Source organism: Streptomyces sp. Wb2n-11, from assembly GCF_001049855.1.
In the GTDB taxonomy this organism is placed as follows: Bacteria; Actinomycetota; Actinomycetes; order Streptomycetales; family Streptomycetaceae; genus Streptomyces; species Streptomyces altiplanensis.
Genome location: NZ_CVPB01000001.1, coordinates 3,675,980 through 3,699,163, shown reverse-complemented (window position 1 = coordinate 3,699,163; position 23,184 = coordinate 3,675,980). Strand labels below are relative to the sequence as shown.

Sequence of the window (23,184 nt, the reverse complement as noted above, 5' to 3'; positions counted from 1 at the left end):
CGGAGCGCGGACGTCGTGGCGGGGCGGCCCGGGAGCTCAGTCACGTTTGCAGATGCGGTCCAGGAGGTTGGCCGTGGCCCGCTGGATGCGCGGGTCCATGTGACCCGGACGGTCCAGGGCCGGGGACCATGCGAACGTGCCCGAGGCGAAGACGAGGGCGCCGCTGGGGGCCCGGTAGAGCGATGTCTCCTGGTGGCGGAGGGCCCCGTCGCCGTCCCGGTAGGGGGAGTGGGCGAGCAGGATGCGGCGCTGGTGCTCGGGGAGGGCGGTGCGCGGGAAGTAACGGTCCGCCTCGCCGGCCACCAGGCCCTCGATCTCGTCGTTCTCGTGGGCGCCGGTGGAGTCCCAGAGCCAGTGGTCCGCGTTGCGTACGACCAGGGGGCTGGGCTCGGGGACCCGTCCGGCGTACTGGATGCCCATCAGCTGCTGCTCGGGACGGTCGACCTCGCGCCAGAGAGCGGGCTTGCCGGGGCCGCGGCGCTTGCGGCAGGTGAGGAGGCGGTCGGCGGTGCCGGAGGGGGAGGGCGCGAGTTCGACCTGCCAGTACATGGTGTTGGCGGAGAGGAAGACGAGGGAGGTGCCCGCCTCGCGCGCGAGCTCGGTGGTGCGGCGCATGGGGGCGGACCAGTACTCGTCGTGGCCGGGGAAGACCAGGCCGCGGTAGCGGGTCGGGTCGATGCGGCCCGCGTGCAGGTCGCGGGCGTCGGCGTAGGCGAGGTCGTAGCCGTAGCGCTCGGCCCAGCGGATGAAGTCGTACGCGTGGCCCACGTGGAGGGGCAGGCCCGCTCCGGCGTACGGGCGGTCGAAGGAGACGGTCGTGGCCGCGTCCTCCTCGCCGAGGAGGCGGCCCATGCTGTCCCACGCGTGGTAGAGGCTGGCGCCGGTGCGGCCGTCCTCCGGGTAGAGGTTGTACGCCTGCCAGGTGATGTCGGGCAGGAGCAGGAGGAGGTCGGCGGGGTGGCTGTCGCGGACCGTGAAGGGAATGTGCGAGCGGTAGCCGTCGGCGGTGGTGAGCACGGCGACGTACGCCCCGACGTTCCAGAACTCCGTGATCTGCAGACGCCAGGAAAGCCACCAGTGGTGGCAGGAGACGGTGCGGTCGGCGGCGAGCGGGGCCGGCTGGACGATGCCGGACAGACGGGGGCTGGTGGTGATCTTGGCCGCGCCGTGGCCGCTGTAGTGGCCGATCCGGTAGATGTCGACGGAGAACTGCTGGGGCGGGTCCACGGTGATGTGGAAGTCGATCGCCTCGCCGGGCGCGGCCGCGCCGGGGGACGCGAAGCCTTTGATCTGCTGGCCCACGTCGTCGGCGTTGCGGGGGCCGCCGGCGGAGGTGGAGCGGGGCTGCGGGAGCCTGACGCCGGTGACGGGGTCGACGTGTTCGGTGTACTCGGTGTGCTCGGCGTACCAGGGGATGACCTGACCGCTGTCGCTGAAGTAGTGCTCGCCACCGCGCAGCCAGGGCAGGGGACCCTGGCCGAAGGGGTCGGAAACGGCATGCGCGAGAGCTCCCGATTCCCAGCGCCGGATGAATTCGTCCCCCATACCGCTTCCCTCCCTCAAGCCCCCGAGACAACAGTGGTGCACCACTTGTCAGCTACTGACCCCCAGCACATCACATAACGCACGCACTCCGTCACCGTTCGTCGCGAATAGACGTGAACGGAATCCGAGCCTCCGGTACGCGAGGGGCGTGGTAGAGGGCTTGCGAGGCGTCCGAGGTGCGGTGCCTCTGGGGGTACGGGGGCTTCGGGGCCGGAGCCGTGCCGGGGCGCCTCCTCGGGTGCCGGACGTCCGGGTACGGGTCTGCTTCGGGGTGGCTGCGTCCGACGCCCTGCGGGAAGCGCCCCGGCACGTCCCCCTCCCGCCGGCGTGGCACGCGGCGCGGGGGGTCTCAGACCAGGCGGACCGGCTTCTCCGGACGTACGCCGGCAGAGGCCAGCCAGGAGCGGAGCGGCGCCGCGTCGCCGTCCTCGACGAGGCTCAGGACATGGGCGGGCAGATCCGCGTGACGCTCGCCCTCGACCAGGAGTACGGGACCGTCGAGCCAGTCCAGGCCGGGTACGGCGCCGGCGGTGTCGACGGCGGCGCAGCAGACCATCGCGGTGACGTGGTCGGCGAGCAGGTCACGGCCGGCCCTGGGCGGCTGGAGCGGGAAGAGCGGGAGGGGACCGGTCTCCCACAGGCCGTCGCCCTCGTCGGGCCCGGGCGGCGCGGTCGCCGGGGCGGGCGCTCCTTCCCGGGCGACCTCCGCCTCGATGGCCGTGGCAAGCGCCTCGGCCGCCGGGCGGGGCGCGTCGCTCGTGGGCGGGGGCGCCGACAGATGGTCCATCACCCGGGCCAGGGTGGGGGCGTCGGGGGCCGCGGGGCGGCGTATGCCCAGGGTGTCCAGCACACGGTGCAGGCGGGCGGCGTCGGCGCGCCACTTTCGATCGACGACCTCTTCCGGGTACTGCGGCCAGTCCACCGGGGACCAGTCCGGCCCCGGTTCGACGGGGCCGCCGTGGAAGAGGCGGGCGGCGAGGAGGGAGGCGGCCTCGTCCACGGCGCCGGGCTCCTCCAGGAGGTCGCACGCCGGCCGGTCGCCCAGCCGGGAGGTGAAGCCCTCGGCCAGACGGTCGCGCCGGGAGAGTTCGGTGAGGGCGGAGACCACGCCCGCGTCGAGGCGGGACGGCCAGCGGCCCATGCGCCAGGCGGGCAGCGCGACCCGGGTCAGCAGCCGGTCCCAGCCCGCGTACGCCAGGCCGACCTGCTCCTGGGCCACGATCCGCAGGCCGTAGTCCACGGTCTGCGCGCGCTCGGACGCGGCGGTCGCTACGCCCCGCTCCATCTCGGCGGCGTGCACGCGGCAGCTGCGCAGCATCAGCCGGGAGGCCCAGCCGATGAAACCGAGGGGTACGCGGCGCAGGAGGCTCTGGTCCGGGTGGGCGGCGACCGCGACGGCGGCGTCCAGGCCCCGCACGAAGCGGCGCGCGGCGGCTATGTCGGGGTGCGCGGAGGGCCCCGTACCGGCGACGACCGGGGCGAGCACCGCCCGCAGCTCGGCCACCCGCATCCACCACAGGAACGGCGAGCCGATGACCAGCACGGGGGCGGCCGCGGTTCTGCGCCGCGCGGGGGCGGGGGCCGGGGCGGCCGGTACGGACGCCGATGCCGGGTGCGTGCGGTCCTCCAGCCAGCTGTCGCAGTCCGGCGTGAGCGCTATCGCGGACGGCGCCGGCACCTCCAGGCGGTCCGCCAGGTCGCGCACCAGCCGGTAGAGGTCCGGCGCGGACTCCTCGGCGACCTCCACCGTCGGGGTGACGGCCGGCCTCGCCCGTACGACCACGGCCCCTACCGCGACGGCCGCCAGCAGCGCCACCACCGCGACGACGGACGTCACCCAGCGCGCGGCGTCCCAGCCTCCGCCGACCGCATGGCCCGTGGCGCCGCCCACCAGCAGGACGACGGCGACGGCCGCGGGAAGCAGGGCGACGGCAAGCGCCCTGCCGCGGACGCGCAGCACGGCGAGAGCCCTGGAACGCGCGGCCTGTGCGCCCTTCTCCACACCCTTACCGGTACCGGACACGGCCGGACGTCACCCCCTTCGCCCTGCGACGGCTTTGCTCATTCCCCCACTGTGGCACCCGCCACTGACATCGCAATGTCGGTGGGCCAAGTGCCGGAATGCTTGCGCCGCACCCTAGTTGGGGGTTCGGCGGCCGTCAGCCGGATGGACCAGTGGTCACTCGATGGAATGGCTTTGGGGAAAGCTGCTGACGCGGTCGGGCGTCGGAAGGGGCGTGGGATCAGGCCTCGGACGCCGCCTTCCGGGCGATGTCCGTCCGGTACTGCGCCCCGTCGAGCCGGATCCGCGCCGCCGCGGCGTACGCCCGCTCGCGGGCCTCGGTCAGGTCCGCTCCCGTCGCGGTCACCGACAGCACCCGGCCGCCCGCGCTCACCACGGCGTCGCCGTCCCGCCTGGTTCCGGCGTGCAGAACGTACGCGTGGGGCGCGTCCTGGGCCGCGACCTCGTCGAGACCCTCGATCCGGTCGCCCGTACGCGGGGTGTCCGGGTAGTTGTGCGAGGCGATGACGACCGTCACGGCGGCGGCGTCGCGCCAGTTCAGCGGGGGCTCGACGTCGAGAGTGCCGTGGGCGGAGCCGAGGAGCACGCGCGCCAGGGGGGTCTTGAGGCGGGCCAGGACCACCTGGGTCTCCGGGTCGCCGAAACGGGCGTTGAACTCGATGACCCGCACGCCGCGCGAGGTGATCGCCAGACCCGCGTACAGCAGCCCGGAGAAGGGCGTGCCGCGGCGGCGCAGCTCGTCGACGGTCGGCTGGAGCACGGTCGCCATGACCTCGTCGACCAGCTTGGGGTCGGCCCACGGGAGCGGGGAGTACGCGCCCATGCCACCGGTGTTCGGGCCCTCGTCGCCGTCGAGCGCGCGCTTGAAGTCCTGCGCGGGCTGGAGGGGGAGGACGGTCACACCGTCCGTGATCGCGAAGAGCGAGACCTCGGGGCCGTCGAGGAACTCCTCGATGACCACGCGGTCGCAGGCCAGCGCGTGCTCGCGGGCCGCTTCGATGTCGTCGGTGACGACGACGCCCTTGCCCGCGGCGAGACCGTCGTCCTTGACGACGTACGGCGCGCCGAAGGCGTCCAGCGCCGTGTCGATCTCTTCGGGGGTGGTGCAGACGTAGCTGCGGGCGGTGGGAACGTTCGCCCCGGCCATCACGTCCTTGGCGAAGGCCTTGGAGCCCTCCAGCTGAGCGGCCTCCCGGGACGGGCCGAAGCAGGGGATGCCGGCCGCGCGCACGGCGTCGGCGACCCCGGCGACGAGCGGCGCCTCCGGGCCTACGACGACGAGGCCGGCGCCGAGCTCGCCGGCGAGCCGGGCAACGGCCGCACCGTCGAGGGCGTCGACCGGGTGCAGCTCGGCCACCTCGGCGATCCCGGCGTTGCCGGGGGCGCAGTACAGCGCGGTGACGTCGGGATCGAGGGACAGAGAGCGGCACAGGGCATGTTCGCGGGCGCCGCCGCCGATGACGAGGACCTTCACGGGTGCAGCCTAGCCCGCGCGCCGCGCTCCCCCCGCCGGGCGTCGGCCGGGCTCCCGCCGGCTACTCGTTCGTGAACTCCTCGACGACCGTCGCACCCAGCTCCCGCACGATCAGGTCGTGGCCGGACAGCGCCGAGTCGACGAGGTCCGGATCGTCCTCTTCCGGTACGTCGTCCTCGATCGCCATCGGCGGCGGGGGAGGAGGCGGGGGCGCCGAATCCGCGGCGTAGGAAGAACCGGGACCGGGACCGGGACCAGCTCCGGGCCCGGGACCCGGGGCGGTCTCCGGCGCCGGGCGCTGCGGGCCGGGGGGCTGGGAAGCCGAGGGGGCGGCCGGGGTCGCCTGGTACTGGGGCGCGGGACGCGGGGCCGGGGCCGGGGGCCGTCCGCCGAAGCCGCCGCCACCGGGCGGCTGCGCGCCGCCACCGGACGGGTCGACGACCGACTCGACCTTCCACTGCACGTTGAAGGACTCGGCCAGCGCCTGCTTCAGCACGTCCTCGCTGCCGCTGCTCGCGAAGTTGTCCCGGGCGCCGGCGTTGATGAAGGCGATCTGGAGCGTGGTCCCGTCGAAGCCGCTGACGTGGGCGTTCTGGCTGAGCAGGATCCAGGTGAAGCGCCGCCGGTTCTTGACGGCCTCCAGGATGCCCGGCCACATGTTCTGCACCTGTGCGGCGCCCTGGGCGGCCGACTGCGACACGGCGGGCGCGGGCGCGGCAGGGGCCGCCGGGGCCGCGACGGGCGCGGCCTGCGACTCCGGCCGGCCCTGGCCCGGAGCGGAGGCGGTGGGCCACCCGCCGGGCCGGCGACCGGCGTCCTGCCCGGCGCCGCCGCCGGCGCCGCCGCCCGCACCGGGCCACGCACCGGGACGCTGCCCGCCCTCGACGGCGGCGGGAGCGGGCGGTGCGGCCACCTGCGGGGGAGCGGGAGCCACGGGCACAGCGGGAGCGGGCACGGCCGCACCCGCTCCCCCGTGCGCGTCGGGCCCCGGTGCGTACCCCATCGCGGGGCCGGGAGCGGCGGCCGCGGCCATGAACGCGCCGCCGGCGCCGTTGCGCTCCAGCCGGTCCAGCCGCGCCTGGAGCGAACGCTCGTCGTCGAAGGCGGCGGGCAGCAGCACCCGGGCGCAGATCAGTTCCAGCTGGAGCCGCGGCGACGTCGCGCCCCGCATCTCGGTGAGCCCCGTGTTGACCAGGTCGGCGGCGCGGCTCAGCTCGGCCGCGCCGAACACCGAGGCCTGGGCCTGCATCCGCTCCACGACGTCCGCGGGCGCGTCGATCAGGCCCTTCTCGCGTGCGTCGGGAACGGCGGCCAGGATCACCAGGTCCCGGAGCCGCTCCAGCAGGTCGGCCACGAACCGGCGCGGATCGTTGCCGCCCTCGATGACCTGGTCCACGACCTCGAACGCGGCGGCTCCGTCGCCCGCCGCGAAGGCGTCCACGACCGAGTCGAGGAGCGAGCTCTCCGTGTACCCGAGGAGCGCGGTGGCCATGGCATATGTCACACCGTCCTCGGCCGCGCCGGCGAGCAGCTGGTCCATGACGGACATCGAGTCGCGCACGGACCCGGCCCCGGACCGCACGACCAGCGGAAGCACCCCTTCCTCGACCGGGATGTTCTCCTTGCCGCACACCTCGCCGAGGTAGTCGCGCAGCGTCCCGGGCGGCACCAGGCGGAAGGGGTAGTGGTGCGTACGCGACCGGATCGTGCCGATGACCTTCTCGGGCTCCGTCGTCGCGAAGATGAACTTGAGGTGCTCCGGAGGCTCCTCGACCACCTTCAGCAGGGCGTTGAAGCCCGCCGGGGTGACCATGTGCGCCTCGTCGATGATGTAGATCTTGTAGCGGCTGCTGGCCGGACCGAAGAACGCCTTTTCCCGCAGGTCACGGGCGTCGTCCACGCCACCGTGCGAGGCGGCGTCGATCTCGATGACGTCGATCGATCCCCGGCCGTTCCTGGCCAGGTCGACACAGGACTGGCACGTGCCGCAAGGGGTGGGCGTGGGCCCCTGCTCGCAGTTCAGACAGCGGGCGAGGATGCGCGCGCTGGTCGTCTTTCCGCAGCCCCGCGGCCCGCTGAACAGGTACGCGTGGTTGACCCGGTTGTTACGCAGGGCCTGCTGCAGCGGGGCAGTGACATGCTCCTGCCCGATGACCTCGGCGAACGACTCGGGACGGTAGCGGCGGTAGAGCGCAAGGGACGACACGCATACGAGGTTATCGGGACCCACCGACAACCGTCCCCGCCCAACGCAAGCGCCCCCCACGCACCCGCCAGAGCTCACTTACCCTTGCTGCCTTCCGGCCCTGGGGGAGTTCGGTGAGATAGCGCCACGTGAGGGGCTGGCCCCCACAGTAGCGGATCACCCCCCGGAAAAACGAGCCGGACCCCGACCACGCGGAACGCGTTCGCGAGCACTCCTCAACGTCTTGTATTGTTTGCGGCGGAGGATTCGCCTAGTGGCCTAGGGCGCACGCTTGGAAAGCGTGTTGGGGGCAACCCCTCACGAGTTCGAATCTCGTATCCTCCGCCACCGCTTCCGCGGTACAGAAGGCCCCGACCGGATTCCGGTCGGGGCCTTCGTCGTGCTCCAGGTCGGTCAGCGGTGGTTCTTCCAGAACGGGTAGGCGTGGTCCTTCGCGAAGTCCGCGCGCCTCCAGGCGTCCGAGGCCAGCGTCTGCACGTGTCCGCCGTCCTCCTGGAAGCGCGGCCAGTCCGTCCGGCCCGAGGCGGCGAACTCCACCCACGTGCTGATCATCCGGTCGCGGAATCGCGCCTGCCCGTCCTTCACCTCTTGGAACAGGTCCATGCCGAACAGGTAGGCCAGCTCCGACATGTGCTGAGCGCGCTGGCCGAAGCTCGGCGCCGGGTACGCGTCGAACCAGGGCGTGTCACGCTCGCCGAACTCGTACATCCGGGTCGGGGCCCACTTCGAGGGCAGCCGCGCGGTGTCCAGGGCCGGGGCCGACCAGGCCGCGTCCGTGCGGACCGCCGCCAGGGCTTCGCCCGCCGAGGGGAACGCGCCGAGCGGGTAGCGCTTCAGTACGTCGTCGGCCCTGTCGCCGAACTCCTCGCGGATCGCGGGTTCGTACGCCTCCGGTTTCATGGGGGCGCCCCCCCCGGCGCCAGCTCCTGGCCGAGGACCATGCCGCGCTCCTCGTCGTGGTTGACGCCGATGAGCACGGGCACCCGGTTGAACCGTCCGGTGTGCAGCGCCTCCCGCGGGGACAGCGGCATCAGCTTCGTACCGGACACCGGGCGGGGTTCGTTGAACGGGCCGTACGCCTTCAGCAGATCGGCTGCGGGCACCTCGCGCAGGCAGGCCGCCGTGTTCTTCTCGCACTTCACCGCCGTGACGATCCGCCTGGCTTCCGCCTCGGCCCGGGTGCGGGAGCCGCCCGTGGCGCACGGGGCGCTCTGCACGACGGCCCGGTCGAGGAGGCCGGCCGACAGGGGTGAGGCGAGGTGGCCGCACACGCTGTAGCCACCGCCGGACTGGCCCATGACCGTGACGTTCCCCGCGTCGCCGCCGAAGGAGGCGGCGTTCGCGCGGACCCAGCGCAAAGCCGCCTGCTGGTCCTCCAGCCCGAGTCCGTCCGCGCCCTCCAGGGCAGGGGTACTCAGGAAGCCCATCGCTCCCAGCCGGTAGTTCATCGAGACCACGACCGCGCCTCCGGCGGCCAGACGGTCGGGTCCGTACATGTCACCGGTGCCGTACATCGGGCTGCCGCCGTGGATCCAGACGATCACCGGCCGCCTGCCGTCGGACTCGGCGGGTGCGGTGACGTTCAGACAGAGGCAGTCCTCACTCTCGCTCGGCATCCCGACCGGGAGTCCCGCCGGCTGCGCGCAGGGCGCGCCCGGGGTGGTCGCCCCGCGCACGCCGGTCCAGGCCGCGGCCGGCCTGGGCGGGGCCCAGCGCAGCGCGCCGACCGGCGGAGTCGCGTAGGGGACGCCCCGGAAACTGCGCAGAGTCCCGTCGGCTTCGCCGCGCACCTTTCCCGTCGTCGTGGTGACGACCGTGCCGAGGGTCTGCGTCTTCGACGTCCCGGCCCTCCCCGCATCGGCGGACGCGGCCGGACCGAGGCCCGGCCCCCATCCCAGTCCCCCAGCGTCAGCGCGGCGACGAACCACCTGGAAACGCCCCTGATGTGTCTCATGGGAGGAACGCTGAACAGATTTGGGCGATCGCGCAATGCGTTCGCATCATTCGTGCGCCTCATGCAATCGCCCAACAGGGGTGTTGCGCTGCCGCGCATGGGGAACCGTGAAGCCCTCCTCGTAGGCGCCAAGTCATGCCTGCGGGAGAAGGGGTACGACCGCACCAGCGTCCGCGACATCGCCACCGCGGCCGGCGTCAGCATGGCTGCCATCGGCTACCACTACGGATCCAGGGAGACGCTGCTCAACCAAGCCCTCTTCGAGATCCTCGACGAGTGGGGGACAGCATGGGCCGGGCGCTCGTCCCCGACGCCGACGGCTCCACGGAGCGTCACTTCGAGCAGATGTGGGAAAGCCTCATCGCGGACTTCACCGCCCATCCCGACCTGTGGCTGGCCTCCATGGAGCTGTTCATGCAGGCCCAGCGTCAGCCGGAACTGCGCGCCGCGCTGGGGGAAGGCATGGCGGAGGGCCGCCGTGGCATGGCGGCGATCCTGGAGAACGTCCCCGAGAGCGAGGTGGCGGAGACTTCCGTCCGGACTCTCGGCAGCGTCCAGCTCGCGCTGATGTCGGGCCTGATGATCCAGCACCTCGGCGACCCGGCCACCGCGCCCACCACCGCCGAAGTGCTCCAAGGACTGCGCGGTCTCGGCGATCTCGCGCGCTGAGGCGCACCGGCCGCCTCCGCGGGACCCGTGAAATCCGTGGAACTCGCAGAAGCCGCCGGCGCCGGTCTCACGCGCCGTCTTCGACGCCGCCGGCCTCCTCCGGGCGGTGGCCCCGGCCCACGGCCGCGGCCGCGGCGCGCGTGGGCGTCAGGCGCTTGAAGTAGAAGCTGCAGTCCCTGAGGGTGCCGGCCGGGTCGCCCGCGTAGTCGGGGACGACGCCGTAGCGGGTCCAGCCCGCGGCGCGGTAGAGGTGTTCGGCGGGACTGCCGGTCTCGGTGTCCAGGAGCAGGAGCGTGGCTCCGGCGCGGGCGGCGGCCTCTTCGGCGGCGGCGAGGAGTGCGCGGCCCAGTCCCTGGCCGCGGGCGTCGCGGCGGACCATGAGCTTGACCAGTTCGGCGCGGTGCCGGCCATTGGGCTTGGGGCTGCGGACGAGGCTGAAGGTGCCGACGATGCCGCCGGGGCCTCGGGCGGCCCACACGGCGAGGCTGCCGTCGTCCACCGCCGGCTGCCGGGCGGTCCACCAGGCGACGGCCTCGTCGTGGCCGAAGGGGGCGAGGAAGCCGACGGACGCGTTGCCGTCGACCGTGTCCACGAGGAGGCCGGCCAGGCCCTGCACACTGTCGCGGAACTCGTCGGGCGACAGGCGCGCCACGGCATGAGTCCGCGTGGCGGCGGTCATGGCAGGACGACCATGACCGCGTAGCGGACCGGACCGGGGCCCGGGCAGCGAAATCGCGAAGGGCCCCAGAGCCGGAAGCGCAGGCAGTCCCCGGCGCGGAGCTCGTGGACGCCGCTGCCCGCCGTGACCTCCAGGGCGCCTTCCAGTACCCAGATGTGCTGCTCGATGCCCGGCACGGGAGGTCCTTCGTACGAGATGTCCGCAGCCGGCCGCAGCACCCCCTCGACGATCTCGCCCCGCAGTCCGGGGTGCGGCGGGGACACCGACCGCCGAGTGAAGCCCGACTCCTCGTCGCGCCACACCAACTGGCGGTCGCTACGGACCAGTTGCGGCGGCTCGGTCTCCACCTCGGCGAGCAGATGCGACATCGTCCGCCCGTACGCCGTGCACAGGGTGCCCAGCACCGCCGCCGTCGGGCTGATCTCGGCACGCTCCAGCCGCGAAAGGGTCGACCGGCTGATGTCCGTACGCCGCGCCAGCTCGTCCAGCGACCAGCCGCGCTCCGTGCGCAGCTCGGAGAGCCTGGCCGCCAGACGGTCCTCGATACTTCTCATATCAGAGAAGATATCCCACTCCTGGGACGCCCGTCAGTCCGTCAGTCCGTCAGTTCGTCAGTCCGTCAGTCCGTCACGCCGCCCGCTCCCCTTCCCCCTCCTCTTCGCCGAGGGGACGGCTGTGGTCGGCCTGGCGCAGGATCTCCTCGGCGTCGTCGAGCGGCGGGTGGATCCACCGCTCTGTGATCATGCGCTTGCGTGCCTTCGCCTCCGGCCCGGTCAGCCGTACGGTCCGTTCCCAGCCGGTGGTGAACACCGCCCCCGCGCCGCCGAGGTCCGGGCACGTCACGTACGGCTTCGGCGCGAAGGCGGCGGGCGCGAGGCCCAGCAGGGCGGCGGCCGCGTTGTGCCCCGCGAGTATGCCGAGGGGGACGGCGTGCCGGCAGCTCGGCAGCACCCGGTGGCCCGTTTCGGCGTACGCCGCTGCCGTGTCCCCGGCGGCGTGCACCCCGGGCACACCGGCGACCCGGAGAAAGGGATCGGCCGTCAGGCGGCCGATGCGGTCGGGGGAGGCGGAGGGGCGGGGAGCAGGGCGGTGAGCGGGCCGGCCCGGACGCCCACCGCCCACCGTCTACTGCCCACTGCCCACCGTCCACCGTCCACCGTCCACCGTCCACATGACGGTACGGGCGTCCAGCACCGTCCCGTCCGACAGCTCGGCCGCGCGCGTCCACCCGGCGCAGGGTGACGCCCGGCCACGTCCTCGGCCTCGTCGACGCCGCCGAGAATCCCGTGGGCGATGCCCGTCAGGCGTCCGCGGAGCGCGTCGAATTCCTCTGCTTCCCCTGCCGCGTCGTTTTCTTCGTTCCCGTCATGAGGACGACACCGCCGCGTCACGTGTGACATCGAAGGACAACCCGGCCACCGTGACGGCCAGCACCTCGGCGAGCAGCACCGGTTCACGGCCGGGACGGCTGCCTCCGGTCCGTTCGCACGGACCGCACAGCGTCATCCCCAGAACCGCCCGCCACCTGCCGCGCGGAACACCGCACGCGTCGCATGCGTCGCGCTCGTCGTACGAGACCATGACTCCCCCACCCGTAAACTGTGCTGTTTACAGCCGACCAGGGAATCGTTCCACGAGGGTCTGACAATCATGCCGCGCGGCTCCGTCAGGCCCCTGCCGGTCCGGCCCGGAACGCGCCCGAGGGGTGGTGCCGGCCCCGCCGCCCGAGCACGGGCGGCGCGCGGCGGGAGGCGGGAGGGTTCCCGGCGGAGAGGGCGCACCGGCCCGCCCAGTTCCGGATTGCCCGATTCCGGCCCCCGCCGGGCTGCCGGAACCGACAGAATGCACGACTTCCCCGCCCTCTCGCCTCCAGGAGCGCCGCCATGCCCGCCGACCCGTCCGCCGGCCCGTCCAGCCACCAGCCGACCGCCGCGGACCGCCACCACGTGATCCAGGTGCGCGGTGCCCGCGAGAACAACCTGGCGAACGTGTCGGTCGACCTCCCCAAGCGCCGGCTCACGGTCTTCACCGGCGTCTCCGGATCGGGCAAGTCCTCGCTCGTCTTCGGCACCATCGCCGCCGAGTCGCAGCGGCTCATCAACGAGACGTACACCGCCTTCCTCCAGTCGTTGATGCCCAGCACGGGCCGCCCCGACGTCGACGCCCTGCACAACCTGAGCGCGGCGATCGTCGTCGACCAGGAGCGGATGGGCGCCAACTCCCGTTCCACGGCGGGCGCGGCGACGGACGCGTACACGATGCTGCGGATCATCTTCAGCCGCCTCGGCACGCCCCACATCGGGACGTCCAGCGCCTTCAGCTTCAACAGCGCGGAGGGCATGTGCCCCGAGTGCGAGGGCATCGGGCAGGTGTCGAAGATCGACACCGACCAGTTGGTGGACCGTGAACTGTCCCTGAACGAAGGCGCGATCACCGTTCCCGGCTTCGCGGTCGATTCCTGGTACTGGCAGGTCATGGCCGGCTCCGGCCTCTACGACCCGGACAGGAAACTGAAGGACTTCACGCCCACCGAGTGGGAGGACTTCCTCCACAAGCCGTCCACCAAGATCAGGGTCGGCAGCAACAACCTGACGTACGAGGGCCTCGTGGTGAAGGTCCAGCGGGTCTACCTCTCCAAGGACCGCGACGCGATGCAGTCCCACATCAGGGCCTTCGTGGACCGGGCCGTCGTCTTCACCGACTGCCCGGCCTGCGGCGGCGCCCGACTCAGTGCCGCCGCGCTGTCCTCGGTGATCGACGGTGTCAACATCGCCCAGTGCTCGGCCATGCAGATCAGCGACCTGGCCGCCTTCGTACGGAGGATCGACGAACCGTCGGTCGCGCCGCTGCTCGCCGGCCTGCGCCACACCCTCGACTCGCTCGTCGAGATCGGCCTCGGCTATCTGAGCCTGGACCGTACGTCGTCCACGCTCTCCGGCGGTGAGGCACAGCGCGTGAAGATGGTCCGCCACCTCGGATCCAGCCTCACCGACGTCACGTACGTCTTCGACGAGCCCACCGTCGGACTGCACCCGCACGACATCAACCGCATGAACGACCTCCTCCTGCGCCTGCGCGACAAGGGCGACACGGTCCTCGTCGTCGAGCACAAGCCCGAGGTCATCGCGATCGCCGACCATGTGGTGGACCTGGGCCCGGGCGCGGGTTCGGCGGGCGGCCGGATCTGTTACAGCGGCGACGTGCCCGGCCTGCGCGCCTCGGACACCCTCACCGGGCGCCATCTGGGGCACCGGGCGCGGCTGCGCGAGAGCGTGCGCGAGCCGCGCGGGAAGATCTCGATCGAGGGCGCGGACCTGCACAACCTGCGGGGCGTCGACGTCGGCATCCCGACGGGTGTACTGACCGTGGTCACCGGCGTCGCCGGCTCCGGCAAGAGTTCGCTGATCCACGGCTACCTGTCGGTGCGCGACGGCGTGGCGGTCGCGGACCAGTCCCCGATCCGGGGCTCGCGCCGGTCGAACCCGGCGACGTACACCGGCCTGCTGAACCCGATCCGCACCGCCTTCGCCAAGGAGAACGGGGTCGAGGCGGCGCTCTTCAGCGCGAATTCGGAGGGCGCCTGCGCGGGCTGCAACGGCCTCGGCCTCGTCTGCACCGACCTCGCCATGATGGCCGGGGTGGCGTCGGTCTGCGAGAAGTGCGAGGGCAGGCGCTTCACGCCGGAGGTGCTCACCTACACCCTGCGCGGCAAGAACATCAGCGAGGTGCTGGGCATGTCGACGGCCGAGGCGTACGACTTCTTCCCGTCCGGGCAGGCCCGTGCGATCCTGGGCCGCCTGATCGACGTCGGGCTGAGCTACCTCCGTCTCGGCCAGCCGCTCAGCACCCTGTCGGGCGGCGAGCGGCAGCGGCTGAAGCTCGCCATCCACATGGCGGAGAAGTCGACGACGTACGTCCTGGACGAGCCGACGACCGGACTGCACATGGCGGACGTCGACAAGCTCCTGGCGCTCCTCGACCGGCTGGTCGACGCCGGGAACACGGTCGTCGTCATCGAACACCACCAGGCGGTGATGGCGCGCGCGGACTGGCTGATCGACCTGGGGCCGGGCGGCGGCCACGACGGCGGCCGGGTGGTCTTCACCGGCACCCCGGCGGAGCTCGTCGCGGACGGGGACACCCTGACGGCGGAGCACCTGCGGCAGTACATCGGCTGACAGCCGCCTCGCGGAGAGGCGAGACGAAACGTTTCGCGTAGAAGGGGAGGGGGCGGCTGCGGCGAAGTCGATACGGAACGTCTCATATCGATTTCCGTGGAAGAAGGCCGCTCCTGTTCCGATCCGGTACTCGACTCGCCCTGTCCGGCGTCACCGTGCGGTACGACGACCACGTCGTCCTCGACCGCGTCTCCCTCACCGTCCGGCCCGGCGGGAAAGCAGGCGTCGTGGGCGACAACGGGTCGGACAAGTCCACCCTGCTCCGCCTCCTCGCCGGCACCCGCCGCCCCGTCATCGCCCCCGGCGGCGTCGGCCACCTCGCCCGGACCCTCGGCCCGCCGCCCACCGCACCGGTCGGCGCCGCCGTCGACCTCGCCCTCGCCGAACTGCGGGCGCTGGAGCGGCGCATGCGGCAGGCCGAAGCGGACCTCGGCCACACGGGTCCGGACGGGCTTTCGCCGTACGCCGCCCTCGTGGCCGGGTTCGAGGCGCGCGGCGGCCACGACGCCGACCGCCGTGTCGACACCGCCCCGCGCAGGCTCGGCGAGCGCACCGCCCCCGACCGCGCCCGCCCCCTCGGCACGCTCTCCGGCGGGCAGCGCTCCCGGCTCGCGCTCGCCGCGGCCCTGGCCGCCGCGCCGGAGGTGCTGCTGCTCGACGAACCCACCGACGACCTCGACGACGAGGCCCTCGGGCGGCTGGAGGAGCACCTGCTCGCGCACCGCGGCACGGTGGTCGCGGTCACCCACGACCGCGTGTTCCTCTGCTCGACGAGCCGACGAGCCGACGAACCACCTGGCGCCGGCCCTGTCGAGGAGCTGGAGGCGGCCCTGGCCTGTTGCACGGGCGCGCTCGTGATCGTCACGCACGACCGGCGGATACGGGGCGGATTCACGGGGACGCGACTGGAGGTGGCGGGCGGTGAGGTGCGCGAAGCGGGCGTGTACGCGTGATCACCGCAGGACGAGGCCGGAACCGACGAGCCCGGAGTCGCAGCGGAGCCGCTCCCGTGACGGGCGTCCCCCGAACGGGGGAAAACCCGCCCGCCCCGCTCCCCGTACGGTGGCGTCCGCCACGACCCGCCGCAATCCACCGCGGTAGGGCCGCCCGAACCGCACCACATCACCGGAAGGATCACTTCCACTCATTGCTTGCTCCCGTTCTGGCGGTTGATACGGCCTTTGCGCCCCGCCCTCATGGCTGCGCCCGGAGCCGCTCGCCCGGTAGGCTTTCCGTGTGATCTTCAAGCGCATCGGAAACGGCCGGCCGTATCCCGACCACGGCCGGGAAAGCACCCGGCAGTGGGCGGATGTCGCGCCGCGCCCGGTCCGCCTCGATCAGCTGGTGACCACCAAGGGCCAGCTGGATCTCGAGACACTGCTCGCCGAGGACTCGACGTTCTACGGCGACCTCTTCGCCCACGTCGTGAAGTGGCAGGGCGACCTCTACCTGGAGGACGGACTGCACCGCGCGGTCCGCGCCGCGCTCCAGCAGCGCCAGGTGCTGCACGCGCGCGTCCTCGAGCTCGACAACATCTGATCATCGGGCCGCCCGGTCACCCGGACGGCCCCGGAAGGCCGCCCCTGTTGGTCCTTACGGGTTGGTCCGACCCACGTCATTGATCATTTAGTAGGCATCATCACCGAGGCGCACTACGCTGCGCCCATGAGCATGCTGACACCCCCCGGCATGGGCGGAAAGTACCGCATTACGGGCAAGAAGTTCCCGCGCATGCGACGCCCCCGGAACCGACGCAGGACCCTCCTCGTGGTGACGGCCTCGATCGTGGCCCTCGGTCTGGCCGGCTGGGGGACTCTGCAGCTCATCGACGTCTTCACGGGCGGCGAGAAGCGGACCAGGGCCGCCGGACGCGGGCAGGGCTGCGAGAAGCCCGCGCCGTCCGCGTCGCCGAAGGCCGCGCTGCCCGAGCCGGCCAGGATCAAGGTCAACGTCTACAACGCGACACCGCGCTCCGGCCTCGCCAAGAACACCGCCGACGAGCTGAAGAAGCGCGGCTTCGCCATCGGCGAGATCGGCAACGCCCCCAAGGAGTACGACAAGAAGGTCAAGGGCTCGGGGCTGCTGCTGGGCTCGCCCAAGGCGCTCGCCGGCACCCTGCCCGTACTCGGCACGCAACTCAAGGGCGCCCTGCGGAAGGCCGACACCCGCAAGGGCGCCGACGTGGACCTGATCCTGGGCACGGACTTCAAGAAGCTGGACGCGAAGAAGGACGCGGACAGGGCCCTGGCCGTTCTGGCCAAGCCCGCGCCCGCGCCCTCCTCCAAGTGCTGAGAACGCCGCGTCCGTACGGCTGCCGCTAGCCGGCGGTCCCGTACATCCGGTCGCCCGCGTCGCCGAGGCCCGGCACGATGTAGCCGTGCTCGTTGAGCCGTTCGTCGACCGAGGCGGTGACCACGGTGGCCGGAGCGCCGGCCAGTTCCCGCTCCATGACCTCGACGCCCTCGGGCGCCGCGAGCAGCACGACCGCCGTGACGTCGTCCGCGCCGCGCTTGATCAGTTCACGGATCGCCGCGACCAGGGTGCCGCCGGTGGCCAGCATCGGGTCGAGTACGTACACCTGGCGGCCGGAGAGGTCCTCCGGCATCCGGGTCGCGTACGTCTCCGCCTGGAGCGTGTCCTCGTTGCGGATCATGCCGAGGAAACCCACCTCGGCGGTCGGCAGCAGCCGCACCATGCCGTCGAGCATGCCCAGGCCGGCCCGCAGGATCGGCACGACCAGGGGGCGCGGGTGGGACAGCTTCACGCCCGTCGTCGACGTGACCGGGGTCTGGATGTCGACCTGCTCGGTGCGCACGTCCCGGGTGGCCTCGTACGCGAGCAGGGTGACCAGCTCGTCGGCGAGGCGCCGGAAGGTCGGGGAGTCGGTGCGCTTGTCGCGCAGCGTGGTGAGTTTGTGCGCCACCAGCGGGTGGTCGACAACATGGATCCGCATGGCGTCAACAGTAACCGGGCATCCCGGCCGCCCGCGCTGGCATCAATCCGCCGGCCGGGGGGAAGGTGGGGTGGGGAACAAACCCGGGTTTGGGGTGGTGTGGTCGATGCCGGACGGGGAGCACGGTCAGGAACAGCAGGAAAACACAGGTGAGGCCGACCGGAGGCGGCGGCGCGCCCAGTTCCTGCGCGAGCTGTACGAGGCCAAGGCACTGCGTGACCGGGTGCAGCCGCGCCGGGCCCGGGCGGCCCGGATGCGGCAGCAGATGCGGATGCGCACCTTCCGCTGGTAGCGGGCCTGCTCGCGGGACTGGGACACGACGCAAGAGCGGAAGACCTCTCACGGAGCGATTGTTTCTGCCACGATTCCGAGTGGGCGGGGCTCGGAGCTGCGAAACGGTTTCCCCCCACCTCAGCGAACCCTCCAGCCGGGAGGAACTCCAACCGGCACTTCTCAAGACCAGTGGGAGAGTCACGGTGTACTTCGCCGCACTGCTCGCGCGCACCGAAGACGGGTGGAAAGCGAGCGACACGGAGCTCGACGACGTGGAAACCCTGTCCGACCTGACCGATCTGGCCCGTGAGGCCACGGTCGACGACGACACGGTGATCGTCTTCATCGAACAGGAAGACGCATGGTTCGGCCTCGTCCGGGTGGACGGCGAGGAGGACCCTCGTATCTATGTCTCGGACGCGGCCGCGGCCGCCCGTTCCTCGTACGGGGAGATCCTGCTCACCGACGAACTGCTCGGCCGGGACCCCGAGGACCCGGACGTCCTGGAAGTGCTCGTCGACCTCGACGGCACCGAGGACGGGGAACCGGACGAGGAAGCCATCGACGACGAGGAGGAGATCACGGCGGACGACAGCGGTGCCGTACCGGCGGGCCCGCTCGGGGAAGCGGGGATCCTGGCGGACCTCGGCCTGCCCGGGGAGGAGCTGCTGGCGCTCGGCACGGACGCGCTCAACGAGATCGCGGACGCCCTGGGCGCCGCCGACGTGCTGGAGACCGTCCAGTAGTGGGTCCGGCAGTGACAGAGAAACAGGAACAGGTACCGGATCCGGGCCCGGATCCGGTACGGGACCGGTGGCGGGCGCCCATGCGCCTGGCCCTGGACGAGGCGGCACGGGCGGCGGTGGCCGGTGACGTACCGGTCGGCGCCGTCCTGCTGGCCCCCGACGGCTCGCTGCTCTCGGCGGGCCACAACGAGCGTGAGGCGACGGGCGACCCGACGGCGCACGCCGAGGTGCTGGCCATCCGCAGGGCGGCGCACGCGCTCGGCGAGTGGCGGCTGACGGGCTGCACGCTCGTCGTCACCCTGGAGCCGTGCACGATGTGCGCGGGAGCGCTCGTGCAGTCGCGGGTGGAGAGGGTGGTCTACGGAGCGCTCGACGAGAAGGCGGGCGCGGCCGGTTCGCTCTGGGACGTCGTACGGGACCGGAGACTGAACCACCGGCCCGAGGTCATCGGGGGCGTGCTCGAAGAAGAGTGCTCGGACCGGCTGACGGCCTTCTTCAGGGACCGCTGAGGGGTCGGCCGGAGGACCGGCCGGACAACCGATTTCGGAGCACGGCCCCCCGTGGGCTAAGCTCTCTCTCGGTAGCGTGTCCGAGCGGCCTAAGGAGCACGCCTCGAAAGCGTGTGAGGGGGCAACTCCTCCGTGGGTTCAAATCCCACCGCTACCGCTCAGAACGAAAGCCCCGACTCCCCGAGTCGGGGCTTTCGTGTTGCTCCGGCCGTCCCGGTCGAAAACATGTCCCCTGAACTGCTGGTTCCTGCGGTTAGACTCACGCGACTCAGGGGACCGGCAGGAGAGGCCGAAGAACATGGTGCAAGCGAAGAAGATAGCGCTCTACGTGGTCGTCGTCTTCGTGCTGTACACGATCATCAATTTCCCCCAGCGGGCGGCCGATTTCGTCCAGGTAGGGTTCGAAGGCGTGTCCACTGCCGCCCAGGGCGTCGGCGATCTCATGTCCCAGCTGATCCAGTGAGCGGACGCCCTCCGCATCGAAGGAGTGCTCCTTGATCCGCCATCTGGTCCTCTTCAAGCTCAACGAGGGTGTCGAGCGGGACGAGCCACGCGTCGTCGCCGGCGCGAAGGCCTTCGAAGCGCTCGACGGGACCGTTCCCGAGCTGGAGTTCTGGGAGTGCGCCTGGAACATCACCGACCGGCCGATCGCGTACGACTTCGCCATCAACTCGGCCGTCCAGGACCGCGATGCGCTGAAGCGCTACATCGAACACCCGGCCCACCAGGCGGCCGCCGCGCGGTGGCGCGAATTCGCCACGTGGGTGATCGCCGACTACGAGTTCTGAGCCCCAGGGACACCAGGCCCCGCATCGTTCCGGTGCGGGGTTTTTGCATGTTTAAGACCCAACTTGCCTTCAACACGGCTCTATACGGTGCTTGCACACACTGCACATGTCTTGTGATGCTATGACCGCTTTTGACGGATGAGTTGACGTGGTTGACCGAGAAAAGGGGTGGCGTGACCGTGCCGGCCAGTACAGCACCTCAAGCTCCGCCCCAGCAGCTTCAGCCACTTCCCCCCGAGACCGCGCCCGACGGCCCGGCGGGCGGTCCCGCGAAGCGCCGGGGCGCGGACACCAGGGCGCTCACCCAGGTCCTGTTCACGGAGCTGAAGGGGCTGAACCCGGGCACGCCCGAACACAACCGCGTGCGCGGGGCGCTCATCGAGGCGAACCTGCCGCTGGTGCGGTACGCCGCCGCCCGGTTCCGCAGCCGCAACGAGCCGATGGAGGACGTCGTCCAGGTCGGCACGATCGGGCTGATCAACGCGATCGACCGGTTCGACCCGGACCGCGGCGTGCAGTTCCCGACCTTCGCGATGCCGACCGTCGTGGGCGAGATCAAACGGTACTTTCGCGACAACGTCAGGACCGTGCACGTGCCGCGCCGGCTGCACGAGCTGTGGGTGCAGGTCAGCGGGGCCACCGAGGACCTCACGACGGCCCACGGGCGCTCCCCCACGACCGCCGAGATCGCCGAGCGCCTGCGCATCTCCGAGGACGAGGTGCTGGCGTGCATCGAGGCGGGGCGCTCGTACCACGCGACCTCGCTGGAGGCGGCCCAGGAGGGTGACGGACTGCCGGGACTGCTCGACCGGCTCGGGTACGAGGATCCGGCGCTGGCCGGGGTCGAGCACCGCGACCTCGTGCGGCACCTGCTCGTACAGCTGCCCGAACGCGAACAGCGGATCCTGTTGCTCCGGTACTACAACAACCTGACGCAGTCCCAGATCAGCGCCGAACTGGGTGTCTCCCAGATGCATGTGTCGAGACTTCTGGCGAGAAGCTTCGCCCGGCTCAGATCCGCAAATCGGATCGAGGCGTAACCGGATCGGGTAGAACCTGTTCGTGGCCGAAAAGCCGCACACCCCCTCTTTCCTGCGCAGGTTTGTCGACTTGGCGCTACAGCGCGTTGCCGACATGTGACATTCTGCTGAGACCGCGTTTGCCGCAGCCACTCCTCCGGTATTCAGGTGGAGGCTGCTTCCTCCGACGGGAGCGCCCGCCGCTACCGTCAGCGACCTCAAGGGGGTGGCATGTCCGCAGAACAGGGCAGCTCGAAGGTGCTCACGAAGGAAGTAGTGCCCGCCGTGCTCGACCAGGTGACGGCTCCGCCGCCGCTGGTGTCGCAGCCGGAAGCCATCGACACCCGCACTCTGTCCCGCTCGCTCTTCCTGCGGCTCGCCGCCCTCGACAAGGACAGCCCGGACCGTACGTACGTACGGGACACGCTGATCGAGCTCAACCTGCCCCTGGTGCGGTACGCCGCCGCCCGGTTCCGCAGCCGCAACGAGCCGATGGAGGACATCGTCCAGGTCGGCACGATCGGGCTGATCAAGGCGATCGACCGGTTCGACTGCGAACGGGGCGTCGAGTTCCCGACGTTCGCGATGCCGACGGTGGTCGGCGAGATCAAGCGCTTCTTCCGCGACACCAGCTGGTCGGTACGGGTTCCGCGCCGCCTCCAGGAGCTGCGGCTCGCGCTGACGAAGGCCAGCGACGACCTCGCGCAGAGGCTCGACCGCTCGCCGACCGTCCCCGAACTCGCCGCGGTGCTCGGGGTGTCGGAGGAGGACGTCGTCGACGGCCTCGCGGTGGGCAACGCCTACACCGCGAGCTCGCTGGACTCGCCCTCCCCGGAGGACGACGGCGGCGAGGGCTCGCTGGCGGACCGGCTCGGGTACGAGGACATGGCGCTGGAGGGTGTCGAGTACCGCGAGTCCCTGAAGCCACTGCTGGCGAAGCTGCCGCCGCGCGAGCGCCAGATCATCATGCTGCGGTTCTTCGCGAACATGACGCAGTCCCAGATCGGCGAGGAGGTCGGCATCTCCCAGATGCACGTCTCGCGCCTGCTGACCCGCACGCTCTCGCAGCTCAGGGAAGGGCTCATCGCGGACTGAGCGGCGTCACCGGCACGACCGGCACCACTGTCACGAGGCCCGGCACACGACCGCCGGGGCGCTACGACGAGCGCCCCGGCGGTCGTGCCGTTCCGGGCGGCGTGTCCGCCGACCGGGAGCGGCGGTCAGCCGAGCGCGAGCCAGGCGACCGCCGCGAGGATCACGACGACGGCCACGACGCCGACGATCAGGCCGGTCCTGGGACCGCCCGACGCCGCGGCCGCGGCCGGCTGCTGTCGCTGCGGTTCGCCGTCGTCCACGAAGGCGCGGAACATCTGGGTGCTGCCCGCCGGGTCGTGGTGACCCTCGGGGCCCTGGGGGGCATGGGGGTTGTGTGCCATGGGGAAGGACACTAGCGAAGTGGAACCGCCCAGCACACCCCAGGACCCCGGTAGCGGCGCCACCACGCCTCCGCGGGCCTGATCTGCGGCTTTACCGGCCACTCGGCCGCCCTTGACCCGCCACGAACGGATCCTTTTGGGTTCCTTTACTCCGTCAAGCCCGAATTCATTTGCCTGTAGCAACCAACCGCTTATATGGTTGCCCTAAGCAACAAGATGTTCGGAGGTGCCCATGGCCGCACAGAGCCAGTTCGCGGAACTGGCCCGGCAGCTCAGCGCCATCGGTGCCGTGAAGCGCGATCTCGCACGCATCCTCCCCGCGCACTGCCCGGCCGGATCGGCCGCCGTGCTCACCCTTCTCGACCACCACGGCGAGATGCGGATGAGCCGGCTCGCCGAGCTCCTCGCGGTCGACATGTCGGTGACCAGCCGGCACGTGGCACACGTGGCGGAGCGCGGCTGGGTCGACCGGGCCCCCGACCCGTGCGACAAGCGTTCACGCATCCTGCGGCTCAGCCCGGCGGGCCGGGCGCTCCTGGAGGAACTCTCCGAGCGCTACATCCAGACGCTCGCCGGTGCCCTCGACGACTGGTCCGACGACGAGGTCGGACAGCTCAACACGATGCTGGCGCGCCTGCGCCGCAGCTTCGGCGAATGCCGGGCGCGGTCACCGCACCACTTCGAGCACGACGCAGCAACACCCGCAACACCCGCGTAAGAGCAAAGGAATTC

At 71.7% G+C, this 23,184-nt stretch carries 24 protein-coding genes, 2 tRNA genes, 1 other RNA gene and 2 pseudogenes; 16 read left to right on the top strand and 13 right to left on the bottom strand.

The genetic code is table 11. The features are described from left to right. Window positions 1-36 precede the first annotated feature (36 nt). The 5 genes from BN1555_RS16840 to ffs all read right to left on the bottom strand — a co-directional run bounded on the left by BN1555_RS16840 (window position 37) and on the right by ffs (window position 7,389). Window positions 37-1,545: a N,N-dimethylformamidase beta subunit family domain-containing protein gene (locus BN1555_RS16840; protein WP_093800163.1), complete on the bottom strand. Its 1,509-nt coding sequence runs from the start codon at window positions 1,543-1,545 to the stop codon at window positions 37-39. 349 nt (window positions 1,546-1,894) lie between these two features. Continuing rightward, window positions 1,895-3,568, bottom strand: coding sequence for a M48 family metalloprotease (locus tag BN1555_RS16835; RefSeq protein ID WP_093800162.1), 1,674 nt, complete (start codon window positions 3,566-3,568; stop codon window positions 1,895-1,897). A 220-nt stretch (window positions 3,569-3,788) separates the two neighbouring features. Beyond that, window positions 3,789-5,042 (bottom strand): phosphoribosylamine--glycine ligase, encoded by a 1,254-nt coding sequence (purD, locus tag BN1555_RS16830; protein WP_093800161.1) that lies wholly within the window; start codon window positions 5,040-5,042, stop codon window positions 3,789-3,791. A gap of 61 nt (window positions 5,043-5,103) precedes the next feature. Further along, window positions 5,104-7,248 carry a DNA polymerase III subunit gamma and tau gene (locus BN1555_RS16825; protein ID WP_093800160.1) on the bottom strand — a complete coding sequence of 715 codons (2,145 nt, stop codon included), beginning with the start codon at window positions 7,246-7,248 and terminating at the stop codon, window positions 5,104-5,106. Window positions 7,249-7,290: 42 nt separating this feature from the next. After that, window positions 7,291-7,389, bottom strand: an RNA gene (gene ffs, locus BN1555_RS16820) — signal recognition particle sRNA small type. A 98-nt stretch (window positions 7,390-7,487) separates the two neighbouring features. Between ffs and BN1555_RS16815 the strand changes: the two genes are divergently transcribed. Next, a tRNA-Ser gene (locus tag BN1555_RS16815) sits at window positions 7,488-7,575 on the top strand. Window positions 7,576-7,641: 66 nt separating this feature from the next. Here the strand turns inward: BN1555_RS16815 and BN1555_RS16810 are convergent. After that, window positions 7,642-8,148 carry a carboxylesterase family protein gene (locus BN1555_RS16810; protein WP_093800159.1) on the bottom strand — a complete coding sequence of 169 codons (507 nt, stop codon included), beginning with the start codon at window positions 8,146-8,148 and terminating at the stop codon, window positions 7,642-7,644. Beyond that, window positions 8,145-9,176 carry a carboxylesterase family protein gene (locus tag BN1555_RS16805; protein ID WP_176710051.1) on the bottom strand — a complete coding sequence of 344 codons (1,032 nt, stop codon included), beginning with the start codon at window positions 9,174-9,176 and terminating at the stop codon, window positions 8,145-8,147. Before BN1555_RS16805 ends, BN1555_RS16810 begins: the two co-directional genes overlap by 4 nt. A gap of 15 nt (window positions 9,177-9,191) precedes the next feature. Between BN1555_RS16805 and BN1555_RS41620 the strand changes: the two are divergent. Next, window positions 9,192-9,395, top strand: a pseudogene (locus BN1555_RS41620) (TetR family transcriptional regulator); the annotation flags it as partial. 83 nt (window positions 9,396-9,478) lie between these two features. Continuing rightward, window positions 9,479-9,871: a TetR family transcriptional regulator C-terminal domain-containing protein gene (locus BN1555_RS16800; protein ID WP_255306058.1), complete on the top strand. Its 393-nt coding sequence runs from the start codon at window positions 9,479-9,481 to the stop codon at window positions 9,869-9,871. Window positions 9,872-9,938: 67 nt separating this feature from the next. Here BN1555_RS16800 and BN1555_RS16795 read toward each other — a convergent pair whose 3' ends face one another. The 4 genes from BN1555_RS16795 to BN1555_RS16780 all read right to left on the bottom strand — a co-directional run bounded on the left by BN1555_RS16795 (window position 9,939) and on the right by BN1555_RS16780 (window position 12,131). Next, a complete protein-coding gene (locus BN1555_RS16795) occupies window positions 9,939-10,550 on the bottom strand; it encodes a GNAT family N-acetyltransferase (RefSeq protein ID WP_093800157.1) in 612 nt (203 codons plus the stop codon). Then, window positions 10,547-11,104: a helix-turn-helix domain-containing protein gene (locus BN1555_RS16790; RefSeq protein ID WP_093800156.1), complete on the bottom strand. Its 558-nt coding sequence runs from the start codon at window positions 11,102-11,104 to the stop codon at window positions 10,547-10,549. The genes BN1555_RS16795 and BN1555_RS16790 overlap by 4 nt, the downstream gene beginning before the upstream one ends. Window positions 11,105-11,177: 73 nt before the next feature. Next, on the bottom strand, window positions 11,178-11,561 hold the full coding sequence (locus BN1555_RS16785; RefSeq protein WP_141662859.1) for a hypothetical protein: 384 nt from the start codon (window positions 11,559-11,561) through the stop codon (window positions 11,178-11,180). Window positions 11,562-11,915: 354 nt separating this feature from the next. Then, on the bottom strand, window positions 11,916-12,131 hold the full coding sequence (locus BN1555_RS16780; RefSeq protein ID WP_093800154.1) for a hypothetical protein: 216 nt from the start codon (window positions 12,129-12,131) through the stop codon (window positions 11,916-11,918). A gap of 302 nt (window positions 12,132-12,433) precedes the next feature. On the opposite strand from BN1555_RS16780, the gene BN1555_RS16775 reads away from it, so the two are divergent. The 4 genes and pseudogenes from BN1555_RS16775 (at window position 12,434) to BN1555_RS16760 (ending at window position 17,020) form a co-directional block, all read left to right on the top strand. Next, window positions 12,434-14,728: an ATP-binding cassette domain-containing protein gene (locus BN1555_RS16775; RefSeq protein WP_093800153.1), complete on the top strand. Its 2,295-nt coding sequence runs from the start codon at window positions 12,434-12,436 to the stop codon at window positions 14,726-14,728. Between the two features lie 113 nt (window positions 14,729-14,841). Beyond that, window positions 14,842-15,492: pseudogene (locus BN1555_RS16770) on the top strand (ATP-binding cassette domain-containing protein); the annotation flags it as partial. Between the two features lie 472 nt (window positions 15,493-15,964). Further along, complete coding sequence (locus tag BN1555_RS16765; RefSeq protein WP_093800151.1) at window positions 15,965-16,267, top strand: type II toxin-antitoxin system VapB family antitoxin; 303 nt, start codon at window positions 15,965-15,967, stop codon at window positions 16,265-16,267. Between the two features lie 126 nt (window positions 16,268-16,393). Further along, window positions 16,394-17,020, top strand: a complete 627-nt coding sequence (locus BN1555_RS16760; protein WP_093800150.1) for a LytR C-terminal domain-containing protein — start codon at window positions 16,394-16,396, stop codon at window positions 17,018-17,020. 25 nt (window positions 17,021-17,045) lie between these two features. On the opposite strand, the gene upp is transcribed toward BN1555_RS16760, so the two are convergent. Then, window positions 17,046-17,681, bottom strand: a complete 636-nt coding sequence (gene upp, locus BN1555_RS16755; protein WP_093800149.1) for a uracil phosphoribosyltransferase — start codon at window positions 17,679-17,681, stop codon at window positions 17,046-17,048. A gap of 106 nt (window positions 17,682-17,787) precedes the next feature. Here upp and BN1555_RS16750 point away from each other — a divergent pair, with 106 nt between their 5' ends. The 8 genes from BN1555_RS16750 to BN1555_RS16720 all read left to right on the top strand — a co-directional run bounded on the left by BN1555_RS16750 (window position 17,788) and on the right by BN1555_RS16720 (window position 22,111). Next, a complete protein-coding gene (locus BN1555_RS16750) occupies window positions 17,788-17,973 on the top strand; it encodes a hypothetical protein (RefSeq protein ID WP_093803443.1) in 186 nt (61 codons plus the stop codon). Window positions 17,974-18,157: 184 nt separating this feature from the next. After that, complete coding sequence (locus tag BN1555_RS16745; protein ID WP_093800148.1) at window positions 18,158-18,700, top strand: tRNA adenosine deaminase-associated protein; 543 nt, start codon at window positions 18,158-18,160, stop codon at window positions 18,698-18,700. 80 nt (window positions 18,701-18,780) lie between these two features. Next, window positions 18,781-19,209 carry a tRNA adenosine(34) deaminase TadA gene (tadA, locus tag BN1555_RS16740; protein WP_093803442.1) on the top strand — a complete coding sequence of 143 codons (429 nt, stop codon included), beginning with the start codon at window positions 18,781-18,783 and terminating at the stop codon, window positions 19,207-19,209. Between the two features lie 70 nt (window positions 19,210-19,279). Next, window positions 19,280-19,366, top strand: a tRNA-Ser gene (locus tag BN1555_RS16735). Window positions 19,367-19,507: 141 nt separating this feature from the next. Continuing rightward, complete coding sequence (locus BN1555_RS38985; protein ID WP_176710050.1) at window positions 19,508-19,672, top strand: hypothetical protein; 165 nt, start codon at window positions 19,508-19,510, stop codon at window positions 19,670-19,672. Window positions 19,673-19,703: 31 nt separating this feature from the next. Next, the gene (locus BN1555_RS16730; RefSeq protein WP_093800147.1) at window positions 19,704-19,997 is read left to right on the top strand and encodes a Dabb family protein; all 294 of its coding nucleotides are present in this window, start codon (window positions 19,704-19,706) and stop codon (window positions 19,995-19,997) included. 179 nt (window positions 19,998-20,176) lie between these two features. Then, window positions 20,177-21,037 carry an RNA polymerase sigma factor SigF gene (locus BN1555_RS16725; protein ID WP_093803441.1) on the top strand — a complete coding sequence of 287 codons (861 nt, stop codon included), beginning with the start codon at window positions 20,177-20,179 and terminating at the stop codon, window positions 21,035-21,037. A gap of 210 nt (window positions 21,038-21,247) precedes the next feature. Next, window positions 21,248-22,111: an RNA polymerase sigma factor SigF gene (locus tag BN1555_RS16720; protein WP_093800146.1), complete on the top strand. Its 864-nt coding sequence runs from the start codon at window positions 21,248-21,250 to the stop codon at window positions 22,109-22,111. A 125-nt stretch (window positions 22,112-22,236) separates the two neighbouring features. Here BN1555_RS16720 and BN1555_RS16715 read toward each other — a convergent pair whose 3' ends face one another. After that, window positions 22,237-22,452 carry a hypothetical protein gene (locus BN1555_RS16715; RefSeq protein ID WP_093803440.1) on the bottom strand — a complete coding sequence of 72 codons (216 nt, stop codon included), beginning with the start codon at window positions 22,450-22,452 and terminating at the stop codon, window positions 22,237-22,239. A gap of 232 nt (window positions 22,453-22,684) precedes the next feature. Between BN1555_RS16715 and BN1555_RS16710 the strand changes: the two genes are divergently transcribed. Beyond that, window positions 22,685-23,170 (top strand): MarR family winged helix-turn-helix transcriptional regulator, encoded by a 486-nt coding sequence (locus tag BN1555_RS16710; protein WP_093800145.1) that lies wholly within the window; start codon window positions 22,685-22,687, stop codon window positions 23,168-23,170. The last annotated feature ends 14 nt before the right edge of the window (window positions 23,171-23,184 follow it).

What these genes read in the sequence shown, in the direction of transcription:
- tadA (WP_093803442.1), top strand. Translation starts at nt 18,781, where the DNA reads ATGCGCCTGGCCCTGGACGAGGCGGCACGGGCGGCGGTGGCCGGTGAC.
- BN1555_RS16715 (WP_093803440.1), bottom strand. Translation starts at nt 22,452, where the DNA reads ATGGCACACAACCCCCATGCCCCCCAGGGCCCCGAGGGTCACCACGAC.
- BN1555_RS16840 (WP_093800163.1), bottom strand. Translation starts at nt 1,545, where the DNA reads ATGGGGGACGAATTCATCCGGCGCTGGGAATCGGGAGCTCTCGCGCAT.
- BN1555_RS16795 (WP_093800157.1), bottom strand. Translation starts at nt 10,550, where the DNA reads ATGACCGCCGCCACGCGGACTCATGCCGTGGCGCGCCTGTCGCCCGAC.
- BN1555_RS16720 (WP_093800146.1), top strand. Translation starts at nt 21,248, where the DNA reads ATGTCCGCAGAACAGGGCAGCTCGAAGGTGCTCACGAAGGAAGTAGTG.
- BN1555_RS16710 (WP_093800145.1), top strand. Translation starts at nt 22,685, where the DNA reads ATGGCCGCACAGAGCCAGTTCGCGGAACTGGCCCGGCAGCTCAGCGCC.
- upp (WP_093800149.1), bottom strand. Translation starts at nt 17,681, where the DNA reads ATGCGGATCCATGTTGTCGACCACCCGCTGGTGGCGCACAAACTCACC.
- BN1555_RS16780 (WP_093800154.1), bottom strand. Translation starts at nt 12,131, where the DNA reads ATGGTCTCGTACGACGAGCGCGACGCATGCGACGCGTGCGGTGTTCCG.
- BN1555_RS16810 (WP_093800159.1), bottom strand. Translation starts at nt 8,148, where the DNA reads ATGAAACCGGAGGCGTACGAACCCGCGATCCGCGAGGAGTTCGGCGAC.
- BN1555_RS16775 (WP_093800153.1), top strand. Translation starts at nt 12,434, where the DNA reads ATGCCCGCCGACCCGTCCGCCGGCCCGTCCAGCCACCAGCCGACCGCC.
- BN1555_RS16760 (WP_093800150.1), top strand. Translation starts at nt 16,394, where the DNA reads ATGAGCATGCTGACACCCCCCGGCATGGGCGGAAAGTACCGCATTACG.
- BN1555_RS16790 (WP_093800156.1), bottom strand. Translation starts at nt 11,104, where the DNA reads ATGAGAAGTATCGAGGACCGTCTGGCGGCCAGGCTCTCCGAGCTGCGC.
- BN1555_RS38985 (WP_176710050.1), top strand. Translation starts at nt 19,508, where the DNA reads ATGGTGCAAGCGAAGAAGATAGCGCTCTACGTGGTCGTCGTCTTCGTG.
- BN1555_RS16750 (WP_093803443.1), top strand. Translation starts at nt 17,788, where the DNA reads ATGCCGGACGGGGAGCACGGTCAGGAACAGCAGGAAAACACAGGTGAG.